The sequence below is a fragment of the Chryseobacterium indologenes genome (genome assembly GCF_001295265.1).
Classification (GTDB): Bacteria; Bacteroidota; Bacteroidia; order Flavobacteriales; family Weeksellaceae; genus Chryseobacterium; species Chryseobacterium indologenes_A.
This window is the reverse complement of record NZ_LJOD01000017.1, coordinates 36,370-62,019: the sequence shown is the minus strand read 5'-3', so window position 1 is coordinate 62,019 and position 25,650 is coordinate 36,370. Positions and strand designations below refer to the sequence as shown.

Genomic DNA, 25,650 nt, shown 5'->3' with positions numbered 1-25,650 from the left:
TTTTACACTGCAATTTTATGATAAAAAATAGAATATTCTGTTGATTTTCAGAGTTTATTTTTGATCGGAAGACGTAATTGTTTTAAATTTAGCAAACTAAAATTAAGAACACATGAAAAACCTGCTCATTGGGACTGCGGTCTTGTTTTTTACAGGAATTGCAAACCCTGTATTTTCACAAAAAGGAGAAACTCCAAAATTCATAAGCAATACGGAAGGGATAAAAGAATACACCCTCGTTAACGGAATGAAGGTTCTTTTAATTCCGGATCCTTCCCAGAGTAATATGGTGGTGAATATTGTTTATAACGTAGGTTCAAAACATGAAGGTTATGGAGAAAAAGGAATGGCGCATTTGCTTGAGCATATGTTATTTAAAAGCACTAAAAAATTAGGTGATATAAAAAAGCAGCTGTCTGATAAAGGTGGTGATGCCAATGGAACAACCTGGTATGACCGGACCAATTATTACGAAATCTTTCCGTCCAGTGATGCTAACCTGAAATGGGCCCTTGAAATGGAAGCAGACAGAATGGTAAACGCTACTATTCTGCAGTCTGATCTGGACAAAGAATTTTCTGTAGTAAGAAACGAATTCGAAATCGGGGAAAACAGGCCCGGAGATGTTCTGATGGAACGTATTGTATCAACAGCCTATCTGTGGCATAATTATGGAAACAGTACCATTGGAAGCAAAGAAGATATTGAAAGGGTAAAAGCTCCAACACTCAGACGGTTCTATGAAAAACATTATCAGCCTGATAATGCCACCCTAATTGTTGCCGGTAAATTTGATGAAAAGCAGGCTCTGAATTATATTGCCCAATATTTTTCAGTTATTCCGAAGCCTTCGAGGATTTTAGACCAGACCTATACGGTTGAGCCGGCACAGGATGGAGAACGCTTTGTAGAATTGAAACGGTCGGGAGACAGTAAAATTGTAGGCGCATTATACCATACGGCACCTTATGCAGATAAAGATTATGCAGCGCTGGATGCCCTGTCAGAAATTTTGACGGCAGACCCTTCCGGCTATTTGTATAAAGCAATGATTGATTCCCATAAAGCAGCTTCAGTATATTCTTACCAGCCAACAGTGAGAGATGCTGCCTTTATGTATTTCGGCCTGGAAGTTCCGGCAGATAAAGATGTGAAAGCCGTGGAAAATGAATTCAGGGCTGAGCTTGATAAAGTAGCTTCTATCAAATACACAGAACAGGATGTCAACAGGGCAAAAGCTAAAATTTTAAAGCAAATTGAGAATAATAAAAACAATACCATCAATTTCGCAATTGGTTTAACAGAAATTGTAGGAGCGGGAAGTTATAAGCTGGGAATGCTCTACCGTGATAATATTGAGAAGCTGACCCTGGCGGATATCCAGAGGGTTGCCAATAAATATTTTAAAACCAATAACCGTACTGTAGGAGTATTCATCCCAACCAAAGACGAAGTAAGGGTTAAAAATATTGAATATTCCGATGATCAGATCGCTACACTGACGAAAGACTATAAAGGCAAAGCACTGGAAAAAGAAGTGGCCCCTTTTGAAGCCAGCATTAAAAATCTGAAGGCGAATCTTTCTGAAGGAAAATTAAGCAACGGAATGAAATATGGTGTTATAAAAAAAGAAATCAAAGGCGGAAAAGTAGCAGCAAGCTTCCGCTTCCCGGTAAGTAATGCCAAAGAGCTGAGCGGAAAATCCCAGATCGGTGCTTTAATGGCGCAGGTTATGAAAACAGGAACAAAATCCCATACAAAAGAACAGATTCAGGATATGCTTGACCAGTGGAAGTCCAGTATTAATTTTTCCTTTGGAGGACAAACCTTATATGCCAATGTAAATACGTATAAAGAATATCTGCCAAAAGTAATGGGACTAATGAAAGAAATCCTAACAGAATCTACCTTCCCTGAAGCCGAACTGATTAAAACAGTTAACGAATATAATACTTACCTGGAAAGTTCTTTAAATGATCCTCAGGCTCTGGCATTCACAGAAATTGAAAAAATTACAGCAAACTATCCTAAAGAAAGCATTTTCTATACCCCGTCTTTCAAAGAGCAGATTGAAACCAATAAAACCATTAAAAGACAGGAACTTGTAGATTTCTATAATAAAATTTTAGGAAGCAATAATGGAGTAGGGACGATGATAGGGGACCTGGATTCCAGGACGGTATCTTCATTAATGGAAGATACGTTTGCAAAATGGAATTCAAAATCCAGTTATGAGAAGATTAAACCTGAGCTTTTTGCCACTAAAAAACAGGATAAGGAATATTTAACCCCAGATAAAGAAAACGGAGCGGCTGTCGGAAAAATCAGCTTCTCTATGGATAGAAAAAGCCCTGATTATCCTGCCTTGATTATTGCTAATGAAATGCTGGGCAGCGGAGGTTTCCTTACTTCCAGGATTCCTACAAGACTTCGTGAGAAAGAAGGAATAAGTTATGGTGCAGGATCTTATATGAATGTACCTTCAGACAATAATGTATCCTCGTGGGGATGGTATGCATTCTTTAATCCTACAAAAAAAGATGCGGTAAATAAAGCTTTGAAAGAAGAAATCAATAAGGCTGTAAAAGAAGGTTTTAGCGAAGAAGAGCTGAAATCTAATCTGAATTCCTGGCTGACATCAAGAAAAACAGGACTAGGAAATGACAATACTTTAATGGGGCTTGTTAACAGCCAGCTTCAGTATGGTATTCCTTTGGAAGATTATGATACCCTGGAAGCTAAAGTATCTGCCTTAAAAGTAAGCCAGGTGAATGAAGTGCTTAGAAAATATATCAGCGAAGATAAGCTGACTTCCGTATTTGCGGGAGATTTTAATAAGAAATAAATTCCACATTTAAATTCAGAGAAAACCCGCATATGATGTCTGCGGGTTTTTCTTATGAAAAAATTAGCAGAATTCTTTAAGCAGCCCCGGTGAAATCATTCAGTAAGAATTTCAAAAAACAATTCGGGGGGCTCCCAACTGATTTACAGCATAAAAAAGACCTCATGCAGCGATGAGGTCTTAAGATTATTTTTACAGAGGTCTGTTACATATTTCTTCTGTACTTACCGCCTACTTCAAATAAAGCGTTGGTAATTTGTCCAAGAGAACAGTATTTCACCGCATCCATCATCACTCCGAATAAGTTCTGCTGGTTGATTGCTGCGTGCTGAAGCTGTTTTAATGCCTCTTCAGACTTATCTTCATTCGCTTTCTGGAAGTTGTGAAGCGATTCAATCTGGGCTTGCTTTTCTTCTTCAGTGGAACGGATCACCTCTCCCGGAAGTACCGTTGGAGAACCGTCTTTTCCAAGAAAAGTATTCACCCCGATAATCGGATATTCACCTGTATGTTTCAGCCATTCATAATGCATGGATTCCTCTTGAATTTTAGAACGCTGGTACATGGTTTCCATAGCTCCCAGAACGCCTCCTCTTTCTGTAATTCTGTCGAATTCTGCATATACAGCCTCTTCTACAAGATCCGTCAGTTCTTCAATGATAAATGATCCCTGAAGCGGGTTTTCATTTTTCGCTAAACCTAATTCCTTATTAATAATCAGCTGGATTGCCATTGCTCTTCTTACGGATTGCTCGGTAGGAGTGGTAATCGCCTCGTCATATGCATTCGTGTGAAGAGAATTACAGTTGTCATAAATGGCATATAATGCCTGAAGTGTTGTTCTGATATCGTTGAAATCAATTTCCTGAGCGTGAAGTGAGCGTCCGGAAGTCTGGATGTGGTATTTCAGCATCTGGCTTCTTTCATCGGCTCCGTATTTCAGTTTCATAGCTTTTGCCCAGATTCTTCTGGCCACACGTCCGATCACTGAATATTCAGGGTCAATACCGTTGGAGAAGAAGAAGGATAGGTTCGGTGCAAAATCATTGATATCCATTCCACGGCTCAGGTAATATTCTACATACGTGAACCCATTAGCCAGGGTAAATGCCAGCTGGGAAACAGGATTGGCACCTGCTTCTGCAATGTGGTATCCTGAGATTGAAACAGAGTAGAAGTTTCTTACTTTTTCCTTGATGAAATATTCCTGAACGTCGCCCATTAGCCTTAAGGCGAATTCAGTAGAGAAAATACAGGTGTTCTGAGCCTGGTCTTCTTTTAAAATGTCAGCCTGAACGGTTCCGCGAACTGTTGCAATAGTTTTGGCTTTAATTTCGGCATATACTTCAGCAGGGATTACTTCATCTCCTGTTAAACCTAAAAGCTGAAGTCCCAGTCCGTTATTGGATGGAGGAAGTTCTCCGTTATACTGAGGCCTTTCTAAGCCTTTATCATCAAACTTTTCCTTAAGCTTAGCTTCTACTTTAGCTTCCAGGCCATTCTCTTTGATATATTTTTCAACATTCTGGTCAATGGCGGCATTCATAAAGAACGCGAGCAGCATCGGAGCAGGTCCGTTGATCGTCATGGATACAGAAGTCAGTGCATTCACAAGATCAAACCCTGAATACAGTTTTTTGGCATCATCCAATGTGGCAATAGATACTCCGGCGTTACCGATTTTTCCATAAATATCCGGTGGTAAAGCAGGGTCCTGTCCGTATAGAGTCACAGAATCGAAAGCTGTAGATAGACGTTTTGCAGGCATTTCGGCAGATACATAATGGAATCTTCTGTTGGTTCTTTCCGGTCCGCCTTCTCCCGCAAACATTCTCGTAGGATCTTCACCGGTTCTTTTGAACGGATAAATTCCTGCGGTGTAGGGAAAACTTCCGGGTAGATTTTCCTGCCCTTTCCATTGGATGAGATCGCCCCAGTCATTGTATTTCGGAAGGGCAATTTTCGGAATTCTTAAATGGGATAAAGATTCTGTTGAGGTTTCAACTTTAATTTCCTTTCCACGAACATAATAGGAATAAAATTCTTCATGGAACGCTTTTTTCGTGTCATCCCATGTTCTGAGGAAATCAATGTTTTCCTGCTGAAGCTCTTTTTCTGCTTTTTGGTATTCGGCATCCAGAGTTTCGTTGGAAATAATATTTTTTACTCCGTTGATATGATACATTTTTCGGGCAAGCTCAGCCTGCTTTTCGATGTTTGCATCGTATTGCTTATTGTTTTCTACGATTTCCGAAAGGTAACGCACCCTTTTCGGAGGGATGATCGTTACTTCATCGGTCACTTCCTGTTCAACGAAAGTTTTCAGATCCAGTCCTGCGAATTTATCATTCACTTTAGAAACGAGCCTGTTGTAGAGCTCTGTTGTTCCGTGATCATTGAACTGGGATGCTTTGGTAGCATATACCGGCATATCTTCCAGCGGGCTTTCCCATAAAAGGTGGTTTCTCTGGAACTGCTTTCTTACAGCCTGAAGGGCATCCAGTGCACCGCGCTTGTCCGATTTGTTTAACGCTACAAGATCTGCATAATCAAGCATGTCAATCTTTTCAAGCTGGGTAGAAGCTCCATATTCAGGTGTCATTACGTACATCGATACATCTGCAAAATCAGATACTTCTGAACCGGACTGCCCGATACCGGAAGTCTCAAGAATAATGACATCCGGATGTGCCAGTTTCAGAACATTCAATGCAGAGTGGATAAATGGTGATACCGAAACGTTGTTTTCTCTTGTTGCCATAGATCTCATATAAACTCTCGGATCATTAATGGCATTCATACGGATTCTGTCGCCCAATAGCGCTCCTCCTGTTTTCTTTTTGGAAGGGTCAATCGAGATGATCGCAATTTTTTTATCTGTATTGGAACGTAAGAAGCGTCTTACCAGCTCATCTGTTAAAGATGATTTTCCGGCTCCCCCGGTTCCTGTAATCCCGATGATGGGAATAATAAGATCCTTGGATTTCTCATCAATGGCTTGTACCAGTTCCGGTTTTTCTTCTGAGAAGTTTTCAACAGCAGAAATAATCTTGGCAATACTTGTCGGATTTTCAAAGCTGATGGTCTCAAGATCTGCTGCTGTTACCTCTTTTCCGGTTGCAAAATCAGATCTCTGTACAAGATCATCAATCATTCCCTGCAGGCCAAGCTCACGGCCGTCATCCGGGGAATAAATTCTGTCAATTCCGTAAGACATCAGGTCTTTAATCTCTTCCGGCAGGATAACCCCGCCGCCGCCGCCGAAAATTTTGATCTGCGGTGAATTCTTTTCTCTTAAAAGATCGTAGATGTATTTAAAATATTCATTGTGCCCGCCCTGATAAGATGTTAAGGCAATGGCGTTGGCATCTTCCTGGATTGCTGTATTGACAACTTCCTCTGCAGATTTGTCGTGGCCAAGGTGAATGACTTCGCATCCGGTTCCCTGGATCACACGGCGCATAATATTGATCGCAGCATCGTGGCCGTCAAATAATGAGGCTGCTGTTACGATTCTTACTTTGTTGGTTGGAGTATATTTTTGGGTTTCCATAAAAAAATAGAAAAATTTCTGAATTCTCAAATATAATAATAAAATAAGAACCTTGTGTTTGGTTGCATCTTATTCATTTTTAAATTGTTATGTAATGTTATTTAATTAAGTTTTCCCAATTTAAGGTTTTGAGATCTGAAAGAGGGCAGTGTAAAACAGGTTGTAGGATTTTATTTTCAAATTGGGAACATTTTCAAATTCTCAAAATTAAATTCTCTACTTTTGCACCATATTTTAAGGATATGCAGAAAGCTTTGATTTATTTCGTGTTGGGAACCGTTGTGAGTTTCCTTATTAATTATTTTTTCCTGAGCTCACAGAATATTGCAGTGGATGCTTATTATGCTGTTGCTTTCGGGTGTGCGTGGGGGCTTGCTTACTATCTGGATACTCCCGATTTCTCGCTGCCTAAAAAACTGGGATTGTCTTTTGCCGCAATGGGAGCACTGGTTCTGATAGGAACTCTGATCTTTAATCTTCAGCTTGCTATCCCGTCTATTCTGAAATTTTCTACGGTTTTTGTAGCGTATTATTTAATTGCCAGCTTCAGAGGAAGCAAATCACTTCGCCAGTAAACTTTTGGGATCCGGACAATATATTTTTGCGTTTAATGGAGCATCAGGAAGCTGATCAAGGCTAATCCGGTCACTAAAAACAAGAATGCAAACATATTGAGGAAGAATATAATTCCCCCAATGATAACACTGACAACGCCGTGGGATTTATACACCCGGTGGTGGGCAACAAAGAAATAAGCCCATCCGTAAATTACAATGGCGATCATCACTATTCGGATTAATGTGGTCAGAAAAGCATTATCCATAGCGTTTGTAATTCTGTTTAAGATGGCAAAAATCAGGATGTTTACCAACAGGAATGAGAAATAGTGAAGGGTAAAAATACCATGATCAAAGTACCACCATTTTTTCTTTTTGTGGAATATCCATAAAAAGAAGGCGAAAATCGGGAGATAGATAAACAAAGCTTTGGGAAGATTATGGAAAGAAGTCTCTGCCAGATTTCTTATAATATCTCCCTTTTTTACTCCCTCTTTTTTCAGGCTGAAAAACTTATGGGCAAAAGCATCATTTATAAAACCAAGAATGCGTTTTTTACCGGCCATTCCTTTATCATATTCTTCCTGGGTTTTGTAACCTAAAAAGCTGCTGTTATCAGATATTTTCTTATCTGTATCTATCGTGCTTTCAAGGCCTTCCTGGAAGCTCTGTAACTTCAGGGAGTCTTTAATATATTTCTGTTTTTCGGTAAGCTTGTTAATTTCCGCTGAATCTTTTTCTCCCTGTTTTTCCAGCTCAATAGCGTTCATAACTTCCTTTACGGCTTGTTGCTGAGCCTTAGTGTTTACAGTTGCTTTCTCTCCCTTGCGTTTATCTTTATCAAAATGACCGATATTGAAAGGAGGAAAAATCGCAAACATAAAGAAGGTAACAAAACTGACAAATATGTAAAGCTTTACCGGAGGAACGAATTTCTGTCTTTTTCCTTCGAGATACGTTGTGGTAAGCTTTCCCGGTTTGAACAGCAGGTTTTTCACGGTACTCCAGAACTGTCCGTCATAATGAGTAAAGTCTTCTATAAAATGAGTGAAAAGGTAATAAAAAGGCTGACGGCTTTCAATATTTTGCTGTCCGCAGTGTGGGCAGTATCTTTCTTCCACCTGATGCCCGCAGTTCAGGCAGTTTTTATCTTCTCTTAGTTTTCCGTGGCTCATAGTTCTGAGTTTGGCGCAAATATAATTATTTCAGGAAAGAAATGAGTGATATCAGTATGCTTTTGCGGAAATCTTTAAAGTAAAATTAATGAAGTGTAATAAAACTTAGATATGTCAATATTAAAAACATTAAAAATAATCCTATATTATTGACAATAAACAGGAGTATACCTTTCAGTATGCTTATTCTTTTCTTGGTTTCATATACCCTGTAATGGGCTACAAAGAAATAGGCTGTCATGTAGATAACAATACCAACGTTGATTAATACATTGAGTATGTTCAGTAATGAATAGTCCGGCAGAAAACTCGTGATTTTTTCTATTGTTATTAAAATCAGTATTGTTAATAACAGGAATGAGAAATAGTGAAGCGTAAATATCCCGTGGTCAAAGTACCACCATTTTTTCTTATTATGAAATATCCATAGAAAGAATGCAAATACAGGCAGGTAAATAAAGAGGGCTTTAGGGATCGTATGGATAAAGTTTTGTTTATACTTTTTCCATATCTGTTCTTTACTGAATCCTTGTTTCTCTAGTTCAAACACCTTTTTTACGATCGGTCTCATCACTTTATAAGTGTCTGAATTATTCTTAGAAAGAACGGAGTCATACTGTTCCATGGTATAAACATTCATAATGGATTCATCTTTGGTATCGAAGGTACGGTCAAAAACATCCTTTTTTTCTTTAGTATTCTCTATTTTTAATGTGTCTGATGCTTTTTGAATTGTATTGGCTGTCTCATTGGAAATAACACCTTCCTTTTGCAACTCCTTTACAACATCTTTTGTGGAGTCTTTCTGCTTCGCCGGGGATTTTGCTTCTGCTTCAATATGACCGGCTTTATTATTTGTCACTTTGTTATAGGGTAAAATATTGGGAAGAAAAAAGGTGATGAAACTTATAAATATGTATAATTTTACAGGCGCTACATACACCTGTCTTTTACCTGCCAGATATTCCTTAGTGAGTTTTCCCGGGCGGGTAAACAGATATTGTATGGTTTTCCAGAACTGTCCGTCATAGTGTGTGAAATCCTCAATGAAATGAGTGAAGAGAAAATAAAAAGGTTGTCTGCGTTCCGTATTTTCCTGTCCGCAGTGGGGGCAAAATCTTTCTTCCACCTGATGTCCGCAGTTCAGGCAGGTTTTGTCTTCTCTTAATTTTCCGTGGCTCATGAGTGGAATATGATGAAAACAAATATAATTATTTCATAGATATGATTATTGTATTGGTAAATTTTTACGCAAATCTTTAAATAATATTAATAAAATAAATATCTGATGGAGGAAATCTTTGTTTTATGTCTGTGTTTTTAGAATATTCGAAATATTTTTTTCAATGTGCACTCATTTCTTAATTTGTATGCCAAAGGTATCTTTATAATGATAAAAGCGATTAACATTCTGTAAGTTAATCCATATTATATAGATAAAATAAAATATGTTTTTCTGTTACAAAAATTATTTGTACCTTTGCACACCCTTTTAGGGTAAATTATGTTTAATCTTTAACTAAAACGTGTGAATACATTAAGTTACAAAACTGTTTCAGCGAACAAAGCTACTGCGAATAAAGAATGGGTTGTGGTAGACGCTGAAGGACAGCCGTTAGGTAGATTAGCTTCTACGGTTGCAAAGATTTTGAGAGGTAAGCACAAAACGAACTACACACCTCACGTAGATTGTGGTGATAACGTAATCGTTTTGAATGCTGGGAAAATTACACTTTCCGGAAACAAGTGGGCTGATAAGACTTATATCTGGCATACAGGATATCCTGGTGGACAGAAGTCTATGACTGCGGCTGAACTTCAGAAGAAAGATTCTTTAAAGGTATTAGAGAAGTCTGTAAAAGGTATGCTGCCTAAAAACAGACTGGGAGCTGCTATCCTTAAGAACCTTTATTTATATGAAGGAACTGAGCACAAACATGAAGCTCAACAGCCAAAAACAATTAATGTTAACGAATTTAAATAATTAATTATGTCTATAGTTCACAAAATCGGAAGAAGAAAAACTTCTGTAGCAAGAGTTTATGTAAGACCAGGTTCTGGAAACATTACAGTAAACGGTAAAGACGCTAAAGATTATTTCTCTACAGACGTGATGGTTTATAAATTGAACCAACCGTTTATCCTTTCTGAGACTGTTGGTCAGTATGATGTTACCGTAAACGTATTCGGTGGTGGTAATACAGGTCAGGCAGAAGCTATCAGATTAGGTATTTCAAGAGCTTTATGCGAAATCAACGCTGAGTTCAGATTAGCATTAAAGCCAGCTGGTTTACTTACAAGAGACGCAAGAATGGTGGAAAGAAAGAAGCCAGGTCAGAAAAAAGCAAGAAAGAGATTCCAATTCTCAAAACGTTAAGATTTCTCGTTGGCAGATGGCTTATGGCCATTGGCTGCAGGAATGTATTAAATTTTTTTTAAACTTAATCTCGGCGAAAAGCCAATTGCCCAAAGCAAAAAGCAAACCGCCAATTGCCCGTTACGTTTAGCATCCAAACGCTTCTCCCATCTAAAGAAGTTGTTGATTGTTTAAAAGACGGAAAGTAAACTAACAAAAACAGAAAACATGGCAAAAGCAAATGTAAAAGACCTTTTAGAGGCTGGCGTACACTTCGGTCACATGACCAGAAAGTGGAATCCAAATATGGCTCCATACATTTTTATGGAGAAAAACGGTATTCACATTGTAGACTTACATAAAACAGCAGTTAAATTGGATGAAGCTTGTAACGCTTTAGAAAAATTAACTTCTGCAGGTAAAAAAGTTCTTTTCGTAGCAACTAAAAAGCAGGCGAAAGAAGTAGTTGCAAAACACGCTTCTGAACTTAATATGCCTTATATTACAGAAAGATGGCCTGGAGGTATGTTAACGAATTTCGTTACAATCAGAAAGGCTGTAAAGAAAATGAATGCTATCGACAAAATGAAAAAAGACGGTACATTCGAAACTTTATCTAAAAAAGAAAGATTACAGGTTGACAGACAGAGAGCTAACTTAGAGAAGAACTTAGGATCTATCTCTGACATGGTTAGACTTCCTTCTGCAGTATTTGTAGTTGATATCTTAAGAGAGCACATCGCGGTAACTGAAGCTAAGAAACTAGGTATTCCTGTTTTCGGTATCGTTGATACAAACTCTGACCCAAGAAAAGTAGATTTCGTTATCCCAGGAAACGATGATGCTTCTAAGTCTATTGATATGATCCTTAGCGTAGTTTCTGAATCTATCAAAGAAGGTCAGTCTCAAAGAAAAGCTGATAAGGAAAAATCTAAAGAAGAAGGAGAAAAAGTATCTGCTGATACAGATGCTGATTTCGATGCAGAATAATTAAAGATTTTCTTTACTATAGGAAAAACGCCGGATTTCAATCCGGCGTTTTTTTTTTATATTTTTCATAGGCCCATGAAGTAGGGTGGATAACAGAAAAAGTCCCTCAAAAAATGCATTATCTGATTAATAGAATAAAGAAAGCCCACAAAATTACTGTGGGCTGATCTTTTAATTGGAAAGCTTTATAGAATAAGAGCTTGTTATAAATTTTGTTGACTGGTAGGGTGAATTACAGAGCATTCCTGAGAGCTTATAATTCTGGTTTTTGGGAACCATTGTATATCCCATTTTACCGGAAGCAATAGGGATCTTTTTAAAGAATCCGTTTCCGCTTACCGTAAGCACCATATTACACCGTGAACCATTTTGCACCGAAATTGAAGTTTTGGGATTAGACGGAGAGTCGGAATTGAGTAAATCATTAAGGACATCTGCCGTTTCAGGCTTGTAGGTCCTGATCAGCTCATTGTACTCTCTTTCAGTATTGGCAGCAGTGTTATTATTTCCTGAGCCTGAAGATGGATAGGGGTTTCGGTTAGGATAGCTGCCGTAATTCACACTGCAGCTGGTAAGGATCATGGAGATTCCGGAAAGTATAAACAGCTTTTTCATGCCGGTTATTTTTTAGATTTTTTCTTTGTTGGAGGTTTTGAATCTGGGTTTTCCTTTGTGTTCTTTTCCTGATTCTGTTTAGTTTCAGGCTGGGGAGTACCCGGATTATCAATCACTACAAATATACTTTTTTTTATGTCTTTCTGCGAGGTGTATTTTACATCACAGACATTGCTGTTGAGATTGTAAGAGCCTTTATTGATTATGATAAAGTTTTCCCCATGCGCAGGAACTGCAAGGTTGTAGAAATCTTTTCCTTCAATTCTCAGGATGATATTGCAGTCTGAATTATTTCTGAAGAGCAATACGGCTTCTTTGCGGGTAATGTCCTCGTCAAACATCGCATTCAGAAGCTTTACTGTTTTTTCCTTATGCTGATCTGAGGTTTCTGCAATGAGTTTTTTAAATTCTTCAGCATCTGAGGAGTTTGAATTTCTCATAAACCTATTGGGAATGTCCGTCATGACCGGCCGGGCTTCCATTGGTTTGGCATTTTTAGCCCCTTTGGTCCATTCAGTGTTCTTCAGGGCAATAAGCTTGGGTTTAAGAACACTTCTTTTAGGATCATCAGGATGAGCGGTTTTAAGGTATTCTTCTATTTCCTTGATGTTTGTGCTTTTAAGGATGTCTTTGCTTTTTTTCTGCGTGTAGGCAAAGCTGGGAATTAGGAAAATGAAGAGGAAAATGGTTAAAAAATTTTTTTTCATCAATGTTTTATTTCATCAGGTTATACGGAATTTTATATAAGTTATCGTTTTCCCCTTAGAAGAGAATAACTCTTCATAATAGGTTTTAATATCTCTTAAATGTTCTGTATTCGGATCGTATTCCGGAGCACCATAGATGTCATGGTGAGCAGTGATAATCTCATAACCTGCACCTTGCAGATAGCCCAGCGTATAGCCATGAAGGAATTCAGAATCTGTTTTTAAGTGAATAATTCCGCCCGGTTTCAGGAATTTTTTATAACGGTTAAGGAAATCAGGATGGGTAAGCCTGTGCTTGGTACGTTTGTATTTGATCTGCGGATCAGGGAACGTGATCCAGATTTCATCTACTTCGTTTTCAGTAAAAAAATAGTCTACAAGTTCAATCTGTGTTCTGAGGAAAGCTACGTTATTCATACCGTTTTCAACTGCCTCTTTCGCGCCGAACCAGAATCTTGCTCCTTTAATATCAATTCCGATAAAGTTTTTTTCAGGAAATGTTTTGGCAAGACCTACTGAATATTCACCTTTTCCACAGCCCAGTTCCAGAACGATAGGATTGTCGTTTTTAAAAAAATCGGCTCTCCATTTTCCTTTAAGAGAGAACCCTTCTAAAGCTTCTTCTCTTGTTGGCTGAATAACATTTGGTAGTATCTTGTTTTCTGCAAATCTTGCTAATTTATTTTTGCCCATCGAGTCATTTATAAAATCCTGCAAAAGTAACAAATTTTGCACAGAATACCTTGCCTTTTAACTTTAAAAGACATGCAATGAGCATATTTATAAAGGGTTATTGAGTGGATGAACTTCCCAGGGCCACCATAATGGCTTTCTCAATTGTTTTTTGGGAAGCATATTGAGCCCCGCATACCAAACTGGTGAAAAGATATTGGCCTTTGTCTACAACAATTGAGTTCTCACCATGGGCAGGAACAGCAAGCCTGTACTTGGTAGTCCCTACACCCTCCATTCTCACAATGATATTGCAGTCTGATTTATTCTGGATCAGTACAATACTCTCTTTGCTATTGGGATCATTATCAAACAGAGAGTTTAATATTTTTACAGTACGGTTCTGATGTTCTACAGGGTTTACGGCCATCAGCATATTGAACTCTTCTGCTTCTGCGTTGGGTACGGCTGCATTGGCTGATGTATTAACAACATATGCATTTTGGGCGGTACTGGGGGTATAGACTGTTGTAGACTGTTTAGCTGCAAGTTCAGCCTTATATTTAGCGATCTGCTTCTGCTTGATAATGGCATTCATCTCATCGAAACTGATCTTGGTGGAAGGTCTTCTTTTCAGCAGGGCAAGCATTTCCTGCATATCTTTTACTTTCTGGTCTGCCGGATGGGCATTTTTGATGTACTCTTTCATCATTTCCATTACCCGCGGCTTCAGAACGGATCTTTTAGGATCATCAGGGTGAGCATCTCTTAAAAAAGCGTTGATTTCGTAGATATTTTTACTTTTTAAAATATCCGTGTAGTCTTTTCCCTTTTTCTGGGCAGACAAATTGATGAAGAGAACTGAACCAAAAAATAAAAGTAATTTTTTCATTAACATTAATAAATGGTAGATTAAAAATATGTTTTCCTCTTAATTTGTGCTTTTCAGTATTAGTTTTAATATGATAACGAAATATGATTATGTTTATTTTAAACACGTCATCGTGAGATAAAAATAAACATATTTTTGAATATCTAAAAATATATACTAAGGATTTTTAAAATGCATGATAACCGGTCTGAACGAATCCTGATTTAACTATTGTCTTCACATAAGGGAGTTTGCAGTGGAAGAATCACCGGAAATATTGAAAAGGCAGATTATTTCATTGGATAATCTGCCTGGTTTTTATTTAACAATTTCCAGAAGATTAGAGTTTTTAAGCCTTTTCTGATAGATCGGCAGGTATTTTTCAATCGGAACTTTTATGGCTTCAAAATTACCTGCCAGCACATAAGGCTGTATATTTTCTGAAGTATATACAAACTGCAGGAAGTTATCAATCAGATTTTCCGGAATTTTAAATTTAAGGAAATAATCTTTTCCCAGGTAATTTTTAATCTGGGTTACGGAACTGTTCATCCTTTCATAAGCCATATAGCGCTGTTTTTTCTTTCTTTCGCCGGAAAGAAGATCGTAAATGCTTCCTAAACTGAAGGTGAGCCCTCCGTCTCTAAGCCCGGCAACTGGAAGCTCCGGAGAAGTGCCGTCCCCTTTAGGTTCAGGAAGTCCGATCACTTTTTTTAGAGCCAGACCTTTATCTTCTTTTCTTATTGAATTAACATCGTATCTTAGGTTTCCGGTAGGCTTGAACCTGCTGATTACAATCTCCTGAATCTCATAATAAGCAATCTTAAGTTCAATCAGGTTTTTTTGCTGAAGCATCTGTGGGGTAAGCTTTACATCTTTCCGCTCTGTAACTATAGATGTGAAACGGATGACATCTCCGGGCCCTGCAGGAATATTGTAGTTTCCGTTATAATCGGTAAGAACTGTTTTCTGGGTATTCAGATTGGTAACGTAGACCTGGTTGAGATACAGAATCGAGTTATCTTTTAAAAATACCTCTCCGGAGTATGTTTGTGCGTTGATCTTTACTAAAAAAATCAGGAGAAAAAGGGTAAATAGCTTATTCATATATGGGGCAAAATTACGCAGAAATACAGCAATTTATACCTTATAAGATAATCATTAGAGGTTAAAGTTATATTAAACTTTGATAGTAAACTGTTAATGAATGTTATAAGCTTTTACAAATGAAGAAATAACGAATAGCAAAGAGGCGATTTTTCTGATAGGGGTTAAAATCTGACCTTCAAAGGGCAGGTATTCATCTTATTTTTTGTATCTAATTATGGCTATTTATGTTTCACCAAAAGCCAGCTTGTATATTTTACCGAAATTGAAGATCCGTATTCTGTCCAGCTGATAAAATACCAGTAAGTAGCCGTAGGCACAGGTCTTCCTCCCATTTTTCCATCCCAGATATACCGGTTGCTTGGAGTTCCTCTGAAGATTTCGGCCCCATATCGGTCAAAAATCCTGAACTCAAGATTGTCATTGGCCATTAAAGCCGAATAATCGATCTGATCGTTATGTCCGTCATAGTTTGGCGTGATGGTGTTGATGAGATTGATCAGGGCGAATTCTTTTTTTATTTCGGCACAATAATTAGAGTCTTTTACAAAAACAGTATGGTTTCCTCTCGGTACATTATTGAAAACATTTGAGCTCTGCCAGCTAACCCCGTCCAGAGAATATTCATAAGGAGGAGTTCCTCCGCTTACGCCTATCGTAACCGTAGATCCGTTGATTTCAATGGAAGTGATCATAGGCAGGGGAGATTCTGAAACCGTAACATGCTGACGGTAAACACAGCCATTGAAGCCAAGGTCTACCCAATAACTTCCTGCAGGAACATTTGTAATGGAAGGTGAAGTAGCTCCTGTACTCCACAGATAGCTTTCAAATCCCGGGCCTGCATCTAAGGTAGTGGTGGCTTTAGGACAAATGATCTTATCTTTTAAAATATCTGATTTCTTAGGTACTTTAAGTGTAATTTTGATAGAACCGACTTCAGGGCATACACCGTTCTTTTCAAACCGGATATAATACGTCTGGGCAGTTGTGGTAACGTTTACTGATGCTGCTATTGGGGAGGTATTATTCTGTGCATCAGCTAAAGTGGCATAAAAGGTATATGTAACACTTGGATCTAATGTAAATGATGGAATAAGCGAGGCTAAGCTGACTGCTTTTACTCCATCCAGATCGTCATCGCAGAGAGTAACAGATGCTGCTGTAGTAATCAGCGGAACCTTTGCTCCGATAATGAATTTTAAAGGCTTAATCACCGAAGCACATCCGTCAGGAGAATCCACTCTTATATAAATTGTTGTAGCAGTGGTGTAGCTCCAGTTATTTGGGAGCGTATTATTATTTCCCGCATTGGCATCAGCCAGTAAAGCGTAATATCTTACATTGGTAAAATAGGTAGGGTTATTTAATACAATAGCAGTGATTGCGGATAAGTTGATATTTACTGTTCCGTCGAAATTATCATCACAGAATACCCCTGTATAATTATCCTGTACAATGGCAAGATTGTATAGGGAAAGAGTGATCTGGGCAATACTTTTACATCTTATTGAATTTTTTACAACGGCATATACAATGGTTCCGTCCGGTGCAGTATATGAATTGGGTGCTGTAATGAGGGTGGCGGGATTTTCTGTCTGCGCATCAGTGAAACTTGGGTAATAAGTAATCGTTACCGGTGAGTTATTGGTGACATTGGCAGAAGTCAGGTTAAAAGTTCCCTGTCCGTTGATATTACAGGCTCTGAGGGTTACATTGCTAACAGTGAGCGATTCGATATTAATGGTAACCGTTACTGTTTCACAGTCTGTAAAAACAGGATCATTACCGCAGAATGTGTACGTGAAGGTATCCGTTCCGGAAGTGCCCGGGGTATTGATTGTATAGGTAATTACTCCGGTTGCCGGGTTTATGGTTGCAGTACCTAATGCGGGAGGGGCAGTAATAGCAATGCTTGATACTACAGGAGTTTGTGTCGAACTGGTGAATGTAGGAGTTATAGTCAGTGGAGAGCAGATATTATAGGATGCGGTGCTCAGTTTTGTACAATTCTGAACTTTAAATTGTTCTGTAATCAAAGGTGCACAGCTGCCCATAGTTACGGAACAGGTATAATATCCTGATTGAGTAGGAGTAATGGATGATCCGGTAGCTCCGGGAATTATCCCGCCGTTAACATACCACTGGTAGGAATCATAAATAACAGGATCTACTGTCAGTACAATACCGGGAACACAGTCACCCCCGGATTTGAGAATAACCGGCTGTGTAGGAAAACCGGCAAAAAATCCTCCATATCCCACAGCATCACTTCCTGCAGTGATCCCAGCAGTAATTGCCTTATCTGAAATAATGGTAATATTCCCTGAAACATTGGGAATTCCATAGGTAACCCAATTGTTGGTTCCTGTCATGTTAAACGGTCCCGTTGTTGCGGGAGGAACTCCTCCGTTTACCGTAACGCTGGCCCCTCTCTCGGTGATAAGATTCAGTTTGGTAGGAATATTGAGAATACCAACAGGATTGTTGTTGGAAAGAACATAATTTTCATTAATGAATCCCAGCTCGTTGATCTGTTTGGGAAGATAGCAGTTCAGGGCCGGAATAAAATTGAACCCTCCGGTAGCAGCTTCATTTCCTGTAGTGGAATCTCCGGCAAGAATCTGATAAACATAAGCATTTTTGGAGGTTTTGATATAAAGATTGTAATGGTTGCTTCCCTGGTTTTGGTATTTGGTATCAGGAATAACAAAATACTGCCCTGTATTTAAAGTGGCAACAGGAGGAATTTCATTATTGACGTATACTAAGGTATTATCTTCAGTTGCGACGATAACGGCACCTTCCATATTGGCGCCTATACCTCCGTTTCCTTTTACCAGAGCAAATTCACTTCCCAGCCTGTCAACAGGAACCGACTGGTCCATTAAAATATCGGAACTGGTTGATATATTTCCGGAATATTGGCCGTTAAAGTTTCCGTTGGTGACATTTACAGGTTTATTAGCGGTAATTTTTGCTCCGATGAATCCATCTGTGTTTAAAGTACCGAGACCATCTATAATGTATGACTGTCCTTTGTTCAGCGTGAAAGTCATCGTTGGATTACTGGTTCCTGTGGTTCCGTTTGAAAACTGTACCGTGGGTTTATATCCGCTTACTGTAACCGTAGTATTGTCTTGTGTGGCAAGAATACTGGCCATAAAATTCAAAATGGGATTGCTTACAGTGATAGGGGCAGTGGTTACATAAAAGTTTTTTCCTGTGGACGGAATTCCTTTGGAAGTAATGATTTCTGCATGATTATATACTGAAAATCTTAAATTGGCATAAAACGGGAATTCTGCTTTCAGATAGAGCCCTTTTGATGTAGGCGTAAACAAATCCGTTTGCTGGGTAGTGATGATATAAGACCTTAATACATCAAACTTCTGAGGATTATTTTTGCTGATATTTACCGTACCTATCAGGATATTGTTGTTGTAAATGCTGACTGGAAAAGAGGTGGTCCTGTTGGTTGATAAATAGAGTTTCTGATATTGATCCGGGTTACCTGTTCTGTCAACCATAGGAGCAAACCAGTGTTCCCTATCCAGCTGGGCGGAAACAGAGGTGAAAATATAAAATATAAATAAAAAAGATAGAATTTTCTTCATTCAGATTACAGGTTTATCACAAATTTAATAATAAAATATATTAATGGCTTGAAAAAATAATAAAAAACAGTGATTTTAAGTTCGTGATTTTGAAAGTTTTACTGCTTACACGCTATTCTCTGTTTCTGATCATTATTCAGCCCATTTATTTTATGACTTTCTGCTATTATTTACTTTGATAAATAAAAAACCACGATATAAAATCGTGGTTGAAAATTCATAGTAAAGGATTAGTTTACTCTATATTTTTTACTAAAACCCATCCGGTATATTTAATTGGAGTTTTCTCTTTGTTAGATTCATTCCAGTTGATGTGATACCAGTATGTTCCGGTTAGTATTTTCTTGTCAAAATGTCTTCCGTTCCATTTGTAATTGTTGAATTTATCACCGGTGAATACCTTATTTCCATATCGGTCATAGATCATGAAAGAAAGGTTTTCTTTGTAAGACAGTTCACTGTAATCAATATAATCATTTTTATTATCACCGTTTGGTGTAATGGCATTGATCAGGTTCGGAACGGTAACTTCAACGGAGGTAGGATTACAGTTGTAAGCATCTTTTACATAGAATGTATGCTGTCCTCGGGTTAGCCCGGTGAATATATTGGAGTCCTGCCAGTTTGTTTGTCCGTCTACAGCATATTTATAAGGAGCTTTTCCTCCGTTTGCTATTACTGTTACAGTGGTATTGGAAATTTCTATCTGGGAGATTACCGGATCTTCAGCTTTTCTAACCCTTACAATCTGTGTTAAGAAGCATCCGTTTTTACCCAGTATTACAGAATATTCTCCAACTCCAACCCCCTGAATGGATGATGTTGTTGCTCCGGTATTCCATAAATAAGAATCATATCCCGGACCTGCATCCAGATTGGTTCTGCTGTCGATACAGATATACTGATCTACCAGGATTGGTGATTTTCTGATAGGAAGCGGAGTAAGGGTAATTTTAGCAATGGCTATACATCCTTCAAGAGTTGTTACCTTAACGAAAACAATACCTCCGGTAGCAGGGAAATTATCAGGTGTGGTAATTTCATTGGTTCCGGCATTAAGGTCTGCCATCGTACGGTAATACTTTTTAATAGCTAAAGTATAATCTGTGATGTCTGCTTTTGTAAGATCGAAATAAGCATAAGGAGCTACATCATACCAGCAGGCTTTGATCTCTGCATCTCTTACTACGAACGGAACTACAGTAAGATTTAAAGTGATCTGTTCACAATCTGTAAATTCAGTATCGTTGCCACAGAATTTATAAACAATCTTATCTGTTCCGCTAAAGTTTGTTGTAGGGGTATAAGTGATGGTTCCGTTAGAATTAACAACTGCAGTACCATTGGTAGGTGGTGTAATAATCACTACGGTACTAGGCACCGGAGTTTGTGTAGAGGCTGTAAATGCAGGGGTAATCACTTTGGTTGCACAGATATTTAGAGCCTGAGTGGTTTCTTTTAAACAGCTGAATACCTTATAAATCGGAGTGGTAAGAGGAGGGCAGGTTCCCATGCTTACTCTTACGGTATAATTTCCGGAAAGAGTTGGAGCATAAGTATTAGCTGTTGCACCAACAATAATATTTCCGTTTCTGTACCATTGATATCCTTCATAGCTGTCATCCACCTCCAGTATAATTCCCGGAGCACATTCTCCGGAACGTTTTGTAATAACAGGAATTGAAGAGAATCCTGCGAAGTAACCTCCATATCCTACAGCTCCACTACCCGCAGCAATTCCTGCAGTAACAGCTTTTGTAGAGGTAACAGTAACGTTTCCGGTAACATTAGGAATGGAGTAAGATACCCATGCTGTGGTTCCGGCTACAGGGAAAGGTCCCTGTGTTGCTGTTGGAGTAGTAGGAGGAGCTCCATTGGCCGTAACAGTAACGGTGGCTCCCGCTTCGGTCAGGATATTTAATTTTACGTTTTTAGCTCCGCTATTGCTGTTTTCCGGAAGTTCTTCTATTTTTCCTATCTCATCAATTCTTCTTGGAAGGAAACAGTTTAACGGTGGTATATAATTGAAACCTACTGTGGCTTCAGTATTGAGAAGCCCTGCAAGCAGCTGGTATACATATACATTTTTAGAGGTTTTAACATGCATATTCAGGTGTCCGTTCCCCTGGTCAATATAAGGGTTAACAAATGTGCCGTTTGGACCCTGGCCTGCTCTCATCCACTGCCCTTCATTAAGGACCTGAACAGGAGTTGTTGATCCGTTCAGGTAAACTTCGGTATTATTTTCTGTGGCTACAATAAGAGCATCTTCTATTCCCTTTGTTGTTCCGCCATTTCCAATTACCATGATGAATTCATTTCCTAATCGGTCTGCAGGAACAGACTGGTCCATCACAATATCTGATGAAAGAGCAGAAGTAGCCGGAAGGGCAAACTGGCCATTGAAATTTCCGTTGGTAACAGAAATAGGCTTGTTGGATTCTATTTTGGCTCCAATAAATCCGGATGCATTAGTTCCGTTGTTCATCTGGCCTTCAATGATATAGGACTGCCCTTTATTAAGGGTGATATTCATTGTAGGAACAGTGGCTCCGGTAGTTCCATTGGTAAACTGAACACCTGCATCATATCCTGTAACAGTTATCGTTGTATTATCCTCAGTAGCCATAATCCCTGTTGTAAAATTAAGGTACTGCATCAATGATGAAGACGCAAGTACAGGAGCTGTAGCTACATAAAATTTAGTACCGATACCTGCTTTACCTTTAGAGGTTAATATTTCCCCATGGCTGGTTACACTGAATCTGTAATTTGCGAAAAAAGGTTTTGTTCCTTTAACGTACAGCCCCTTGTTTACAGATTTGAAGAGCTCTGTAGAATTTGAGGTAGTCATTACTGCTGTTGCTACATCATATGTTTTAGGGTCACCTTTACTGATTGTTCTTGTTGCCAGTAGCTGGTAGCCGGTAGCATTCCGGCTGTAGATTTCTACATCAAAAGGAGTAGTAGAATCTGTAGACAGATATAATGCCTGTTTAGGAGACGATAGAGCAGATGATCTTGCGGCCATAGGAGCAAACCAGTGTTCGGTGTCCCTTTGTGCAAAAACCATATTTGCCGTCAAAAAAACCAATACTAAGCTGAGTAGAAATTTTTTCATGTGTATGGAATTAGGATTTCTACAAAATTAAAATAATATTTCAAATAGTGTTAATGAAATATAAATAAAAGTTAATTTTTATTATCGATTTTTAATTAAAAGCCATCCGGAATAAGAAACTGATAATTTAGTATCAGGCTCTGTCCATCGTATTACATACCAGTAAGTTCCTGTAGGAATACTTCTTCCGCTCACTTTCCCGTCCCAGATATAATTTTTGTCTGTTGAGCGGTAAACGGAAGCACCATAGCGATCAGCTACTTCTATACTTACGTTCTCTTTTATTTTCAGTTCAGAATAGTTAAGAACATCATTAATTCCGTCTCCGTTCGGAGTGATGGTATTTACCAGATTAATCACTAAAAATTCTTTAGATACGGGAAGACATCCGTCTGCTCCCAGCACATATACCTTATGAATTCCTCTTGACAAGTTCATGAAAACATTAGAAGGCTGATAGTTGAAGCCATCAAGGGAATACTGATAAGGAGGAGTACCTCCGGTTACATATACTGTTGCAGTAGATCCCGATATCTCTATTCTGGTAATGGAAGGAGCCTGTGCAGTTGTTACTTTTACGTTCTGACGGTATACACATCCGTTAAATCCAAGATCTACATAATAATTTCCTGCCCCTACCGTAATAGTTGGAGTAGTGGCACCCGTGCTCCATAGATAAGACGTAAATCCGGGACCCGGATCCAATATGGCTTTGTCATTAGCACATACGACCTGATCATGCAGTCTTTCAGACTTTTTAGGTGTTTTTAAAGTAAGTTTCAGGGTACCGATATTAGGACATGATGTTGTACTTTGGAATCTTACATAGAAAGTATGTACAGACGTAATATTCTGATTCGGAGAAATAGCATTAGTTCCTGCCTGCGCATTGGCCAGCGTAGAATGGAATGAAAGTATGACGTTAGGATCCAGCGTAAACAGGTTTCTGTAATCATTAAGGTTAGCTGATTCTGATCCGCTAAGGTCATTATCACAAATATCAGCCACTGCATTTGCTGTGATCAGTGGAATTTTGGCTCCTATCGTAAAATTGATCTGTCCGAAAGCAGAAGGGCAGTCGCTTACATTGGAAAATACCCTTACATATACAGTGGTATTGGCAGTATACGTCCAGTTTGCAGGAAGGTTATTGTTGTTTCCTGCGTTGGCATCAGCCTGTGAAAGGTAATATTTTACAGTGAAATTGGCAGAATTAGCTACAATTTGAGGAGTTACGTTGTTGAAGTTTACACTAATGATCCCATCAAAATCATCATCACAGAAACTGGCGTTGAAATTGGCTGTGTTGATATTAGGGGAGAGATTCTGTGTTAAGGTGATCTGAGCGGTTTTAGTACATCCGAATGAAGACGTTACATTCACGTAGATAGTTCCGGCAGGGCCTGTATAAGTTGCGGGACTGGTAATCTGGCCTGTTAAATTAGGATTGGTAAAATAAGTTGCCGTAGTACCAGCGTCCGGAGTAACAACAGCCGTTGTAAGATTATAGGTTCCGTTTCCGTTTGCTCCCGCACAGGATGACATCGTAGCATTTTGGGTCTGCAGAACATCAATATTCATGTTAATTTTGAAATATTCAAAATCAGCAGGATTTCCGTTTCCTGAGATATAATAAGTAAATGTATCCGTTGCATCAGCGGTAAGTCCCGGGTTAGGTGTATAGGTAATCTGCCCGTTAGCCGGATTTATAGCCACTGTTCCATGAGTTGGCTGTACAATGATGCTGGTTTGTGACGGGTTAATGGTCTGAGTTGAATTGGTAAATGCAGGAGTAATCACTTTTGTATTACAAGACCCTATCTCATAAAGGGTGGTTGAGATTGGCGGACATAAAGTGTACTCGTACTCATAGGTCATCCTGGATTCGCAGTTATTCTTCGTAATATAGCAGGTATAGGTTCCTGCTCCGTAAAGTTCAGGATTAATGAAGTAGGTGGTCGCTCCGTTAATAGGGTTTCCATTAAAGTACCATTGGTAAGAGTCATAGCTGCTGTCTACCTCAAGACGAACCCCTGTGTAGCAGTCGCCGGTTTTGGTAATCGCCGGTACTGAAGAGAATCCTGCAAAATATCCTCCATATCCTACTGCTCCGTCACCTGCTGCAATACCTGCTGTTACAGGTTTCGTAGATGTAACGGTTATGGTGTTGGTAACATACGGAATAGAATAGGTTACCCAGTTCGGATTTCCGGCTACAGCATAGGGACCGGTAGAAGCAGCAGGGGTAGCTCCGTTAAAAGAAACCGCTGCACCTGCCTGCGTAATGATATTAAGTTTGGTGTCAAAGTAATCTGTACCTATTCTGTTGATGAATCCTATTTCGTTGATTTCCTTAGGCAGAAAACAGCTTAACGGTGGGATAAAATTCATTCCTCCTGTTGCATAAACAGTGCTTCCTGATGTTCCTGCAAGAAGCTGATATACATACACGTTGTTATTGGAGGTAATGCTCATATTATTTCCCTGGGCACTGTAATTGGTGCCCGGAATAATGCGGTGTTCTCCGGCGTTCAGGGTATAAGTATTACCAGGATTTCCGTTAATCGTAAGTACAGTACCGTTTACCGTACCGATTACCAGAGCGGCTTCCATCCCGGAGGCAGCCAGCCCGTTTCCTTTTACAAGTACAAAATCCTTTCCTAATCTCTCTACCGGAACAGCCTGATCCATCAGTACATCAACATTGGTGTTGTTTTGGGTAGTATAGATGCTGTTAAAATTTCCGTTCGTTACAGAAATAGGCTTCGTAGCGGTGATCTTTGCCCCGATCAGTCCTCTTAAATTGGCTGTGGAAAGCGTACTTTTAGCTTCAATAATATACGACTGCCCCCTGTTAAGAGTAAATGTTCTTGAAGGAGCCGAAATACCGTCAGAGAATACAACACCAGGGTTGTATCCTGATAATGTTACCGTTGTATTATCTTCAGTGGCAGTGATTCCTACTGTTGAATTAACATGGTTTTTTGCTGAAGTAACAGGCGCTGTTCCTACGAAAAAGTTTTTCCCGATTCCCGCAAGTCCTTTCGATGTAATAATTTCAGCCTGGTTAGGAACCGTAAACCTGAAATTGGCAAAGAATTTTTTGTTTCCTTTTACATATAATCCCATAGAATTTTGAGTAAAAAGATTAGACAGGGCAGAAGCAATCATGTATTGATAAGGAACGGTTACCTGAACCGGGTTTCCTTTACTTACCTGTACGGTAGAAAATACAGTATTGTTGTTGTAAACCTGTACCTGAAAAGGTGTAGTTTCATTGGTTGAAAGGTATAAATAACATTTTGGAGTTCCCTGAAGAGAACTTGCGGACATTGGAGCAAACCAGTGCTCTGTATCTAATTGTGCATTGACTAATAAACAGAAAAATGTACAAAAAGCGAGTAGAAATTTTTTCATGCGTTACTATAAGGGCCGCAAATTTAAGCATTAATAATCAATTTTTT

At 38.9% G+C, this 25,650-nt stretch carries 16 protein-coding genes; 5 read left to right on the top strand and 11 right to left on the bottom strand.

The window, feature by feature from the left end; translation table 11 throughout:
* The first annotated feature begins 112 nt into the window (after window positions 1-112).
* Window positions 113-2,845: a M16 family metallopeptidase gene (locus AOB46_RS19460; RefSeq protein WP_062702516.1), complete on the top strand. Its 2,733-nt coding sequence runs from the start codon at window positions 113-115 to the stop codon at window positions 2,843-2,845.
* Between the two features lie 205 nt (window positions 2,846-3,050).
* Here AOB46_RS19460 and AOB46_RS19455 read toward each other — a convergent pair whose 3' ends face one another.
* Window positions 3,051-6,398 carry a methylmalonyl-CoA mutase family protein gene (locus AOB46_RS19455; protein WP_062702514.1) on the bottom strand — a complete coding sequence of 1,116 codons (3,348 nt, stop codon included), beginning with the start codon at window positions 6,396-6,398 and terminating at the stop codon, window positions 3,051-3,053.
* A gap of 242 nt (window positions 6,399-6,640) precedes the next feature.
* Between AOB46_RS19455 and AOB46_RS19450 the strand changes: the two genes are divergently transcribed.
* Window positions 6,641-6,973, top strand: coding sequence for a hypothetical protein (locus tag AOB46_RS19450; RefSeq protein ID WP_062702511.1), 333 nt, complete (start codon window positions 6,641-6,643; stop codon window positions 6,971-6,973).
* A 32-nt stretch (window positions 6,974-7,005) separates the two neighbouring features.
* Here AOB46_RS19450 and AOB46_RS19445 read toward each other — a convergent pair whose 3' ends face one another.
* Window positions 7,006-8,130, bottom strand: coding sequence for a DUF3667 domain-containing protein (locus AOB46_RS19445; protein ID WP_062702509.1), 1,125 nt, complete (start codon window positions 8,128-8,130; stop codon window positions 7,006-7,008).
* Between the two features lie 85 nt (window positions 8,131-8,215).
* A complete protein-coding gene (locus AOB46_RS19440) occupies window positions 8,216-9,313 on the bottom strand; it encodes a DUF3667 domain-containing protein (RefSeq protein ID WP_062702507.1) in 1,098 nt (365 codons plus the stop codon).
* Between the two features lie 345 nt (window positions 9,314-9,658).
* On the opposite strand from AOB46_RS19440, the gene rplM reads away from it, so the two are divergent.
* The 3 genes from rplM to rpsB all read left to right on the top strand — a co-directional run bounded on the left by rplM (window position 9,659) and on the right by rpsB (window position 11,476).
* Entirely contained in the window at window positions 9,659-10,114 is a 456-nt protein-coding gene (rplM, locus tag AOB46_RS19435) for a 50S ribosomal protein L13 (RefSeq protein WP_002976217.1), read from the top strand.
* A gap of 6 nt (window positions 10,115-10,120) precedes the next feature.
* Window positions 10,121-10,507, top strand: a complete 387-nt coding sequence (gene rpsI, locus AOB46_RS19430) for a 30S ribosomal protein S9 (protein WP_062702506.1) — start codon at window positions 10,121-10,123, stop codon at window positions 10,505-10,507.
* A gap of 207 nt (window positions 10,508-10,714) precedes the next feature.
* A complete protein-coding gene (gene rpsB / locus AOB46_RS19425; protein WP_062702504.1) occupies window positions 10,715-11,476 on the top strand; it encodes a 30S ribosomal protein S2 in 762 nt (253 codons plus the stop codon).
* A gap of 171 nt (window positions 11,477-11,647) precedes the next feature.
* Here rpsB and AOB46_RS19420 read toward each other — a convergent pair whose 3' ends face one another.
* From AOB46_RS19420 to AOB46_RS19385, 8 genes are all read right to left on the bottom strand, one after another.
* Complete coding sequence (locus AOB46_RS19420) at window positions 11,648-12,091, bottom strand: DUF6759 domain-containing protein (RefSeq protein WP_062702502.1); 444 nt, start codon at window positions 12,089-12,091, stop codon at window positions 11,648-11,650.
* Window positions 12,092-12,096: 5 nt separating this feature from the next.
* Entirely contained in the window at window positions 12,097-12,798 is a 702-nt protein-coding gene (locus AOB46_RS19415; RefSeq protein WP_062702500.1) for a DUF6759 domain-containing protein, read from the bottom strand.
* A gap of 15 nt (window positions 12,799-12,813) precedes the next feature.
* Window positions 12,814-13,491 carry a tRNA (guanosine(46)-N7)-methyltransferase TrmB gene (gene trmB / locus AOB46_RS19410; RefSeq protein ID WP_062702498.1) on the bottom strand — a complete coding sequence of 226 codons (678 nt, stop codon included), beginning with the start codon at window positions 13,489-13,491 and terminating at the stop codon, window positions 12,814-12,816.
* A 97-nt stretch (window positions 13,492-13,588) separates the two neighbouring features.
* Window positions 13,589-14,362, bottom strand: coding sequence for a DUF6759 domain-containing protein (locus AOB46_RS19405; protein ID WP_062702496.1), 774 nt, complete (start codon window positions 14,360-14,362; stop codon window positions 13,589-13,591).
* Window positions 14,363-14,659: 297 nt separating this feature from the next.
* Window positions 14,660-15,448: a hypothetical protein gene (locus AOB46_RS19400; protein WP_082377275.1), complete on the bottom strand. Its 789-nt coding sequence runs from the start codon at window positions 15,446-15,448 to the stop codon at window positions 14,660-14,662.
* A gap of 221 nt (window positions 15,449-15,669) precedes the next feature.
* Window positions 15,670-19,065, bottom strand: coding sequence for a T9SS type B sorting domain-containing protein (locus AOB46_RS19395; RefSeq protein ID WP_062702493.1), 3,396 nt, complete (start codon window positions 19,063-19,065; stop codon window positions 15,670-15,672).
* 235 nt (window positions 19,066-19,300) lie between these two features.
* Entirely contained in the window at window positions 19,301-22,186 is a 2,886-nt protein-coding gene (locus tag AOB46_RS19390; protein WP_062702491.1) for a gliding motility-associated C-terminal domain-containing protein, read from the bottom strand.
* An 81-nt stretch (window positions 22,187-22,267) separates the two neighbouring features.
* Window positions 22,268-25,603 (bottom strand): T9SS type B sorting domain-containing protein, encoded by a 3,336-nt coding sequence (locus tag AOB46_RS19385; protein ID WP_082377272.1) that lies wholly within the window; start codon window positions 25,601-25,603, stop codon window positions 22,268-22,270.
* Window positions 25,604-25,650: the final 47 nt, after the last annotated feature.

What these genes read in the sequence shown, in the direction of transcription:
- AOB46_RS19440 (WP_062702507.1), bottom strand. Translation starts at nt 9,313, where the DNA reads ATGAGCCACGGAAAATTAAGAGAAGACAAAACCTGCCTGAACTGCGGA.
- AOB46_RS19455 (WP_062702514.1), bottom strand. Translation starts at nt 6,398, where the DNA reads ATGGAAACCCAAAAATATACTCCAACCAACAAAGTAAGAATCGTAACA.
- AOB46_RS19415 (WP_062702500.1), bottom strand. Translation starts at nt 12,798, where the DNA reads ATGAAAAAAAATTTTTTAACCATTTTCCTCTTCATTTTCCTAATTCCC.
- trmB (WP_062702498.1), bottom strand. Translation starts at nt 13,491, where the DNA reads ATGGGCAAAAATAAATTAGCAAGATTTGCAGAAAACAAGATACTACCA.
- AOB46_RS19450 (WP_062702511.1), top strand. Translation starts at nt 6,641, where the DNA reads ATGCAGAAAGCTTTGATTTATTTCGTGTTGGGAACCGTTGTGAGTTTC.
- AOB46_RS19400 (WP_082377275.1), bottom strand. Translation starts at nt 15,448, where the DNA reads ATGAATAAGCTATTTACCCTTTTTCTCCTGATTTTTTTAGTAAAGATC.
- rpsI (WP_062702506.1), top strand. Translation starts at nt 10,121, where the DNA reads ATGTCTATAGTTCACAAAATCGGAAGAAGAAAAACTTCTGTAGCAAGA.
- rpsB (WP_062702504.1), top strand. Translation starts at nt 10,715, where the DNA reads ATGGCAAAAGCAAATGTAAAAGACCTTTTAGAGGCTGGCGTACACTTC.
- AOB46_RS19445 (WP_062702509.1), bottom strand. Translation starts at nt 8,130, where the DNA reads ATGAGCCACGGAAAACTAAGAGAAGATAAAAACTGCCTGAACTGCGGG.
- AOB46_RS19385 (WP_082377272.1), bottom strand. Translation starts at nt 25,603, where the DNA reads ATGAAAAAATTTCTACTCGCTTTTTGTACATTTTTCTGTTTATTAGTC.
- AOB46_RS19460 (WP_062702516.1), top strand. Translation starts at nt 113, where the DNA reads ATGAAAAACCTGCTCATTGGGACTGCGGTCTTGTTTTTTACAGGAATT.
- AOB46_RS19420 (WP_062702502.1), bottom strand. Translation starts at nt 12,091, where the DNA reads ATGAAAAAGCTGTTTATACTTTCCGGAATCTCCATGATCCTTACCAGC.
- AOB46_RS19395 (WP_062702493.1), bottom strand. Translation starts at nt 19,065, where the DNA reads ATGAAGAAAATTCTATCTTTTTTATTTATATTTTATATTTTCACCTCT.
- AOB46_RS19390 (WP_062702491.1), bottom strand. Translation starts at nt 22,186, where the DNA reads ATGAAAAAATTTCTACTCAGCTTAGTATTGGTTTTTTTGACGGCAAAT.
- AOB46_RS19405 (WP_062702496.1), bottom strand. Translation starts at nt 14,362, where the DNA reads ATGAAAAAATTACTTTTATTTTTTGGTTCAGTTCTCTTCATCAATTTG.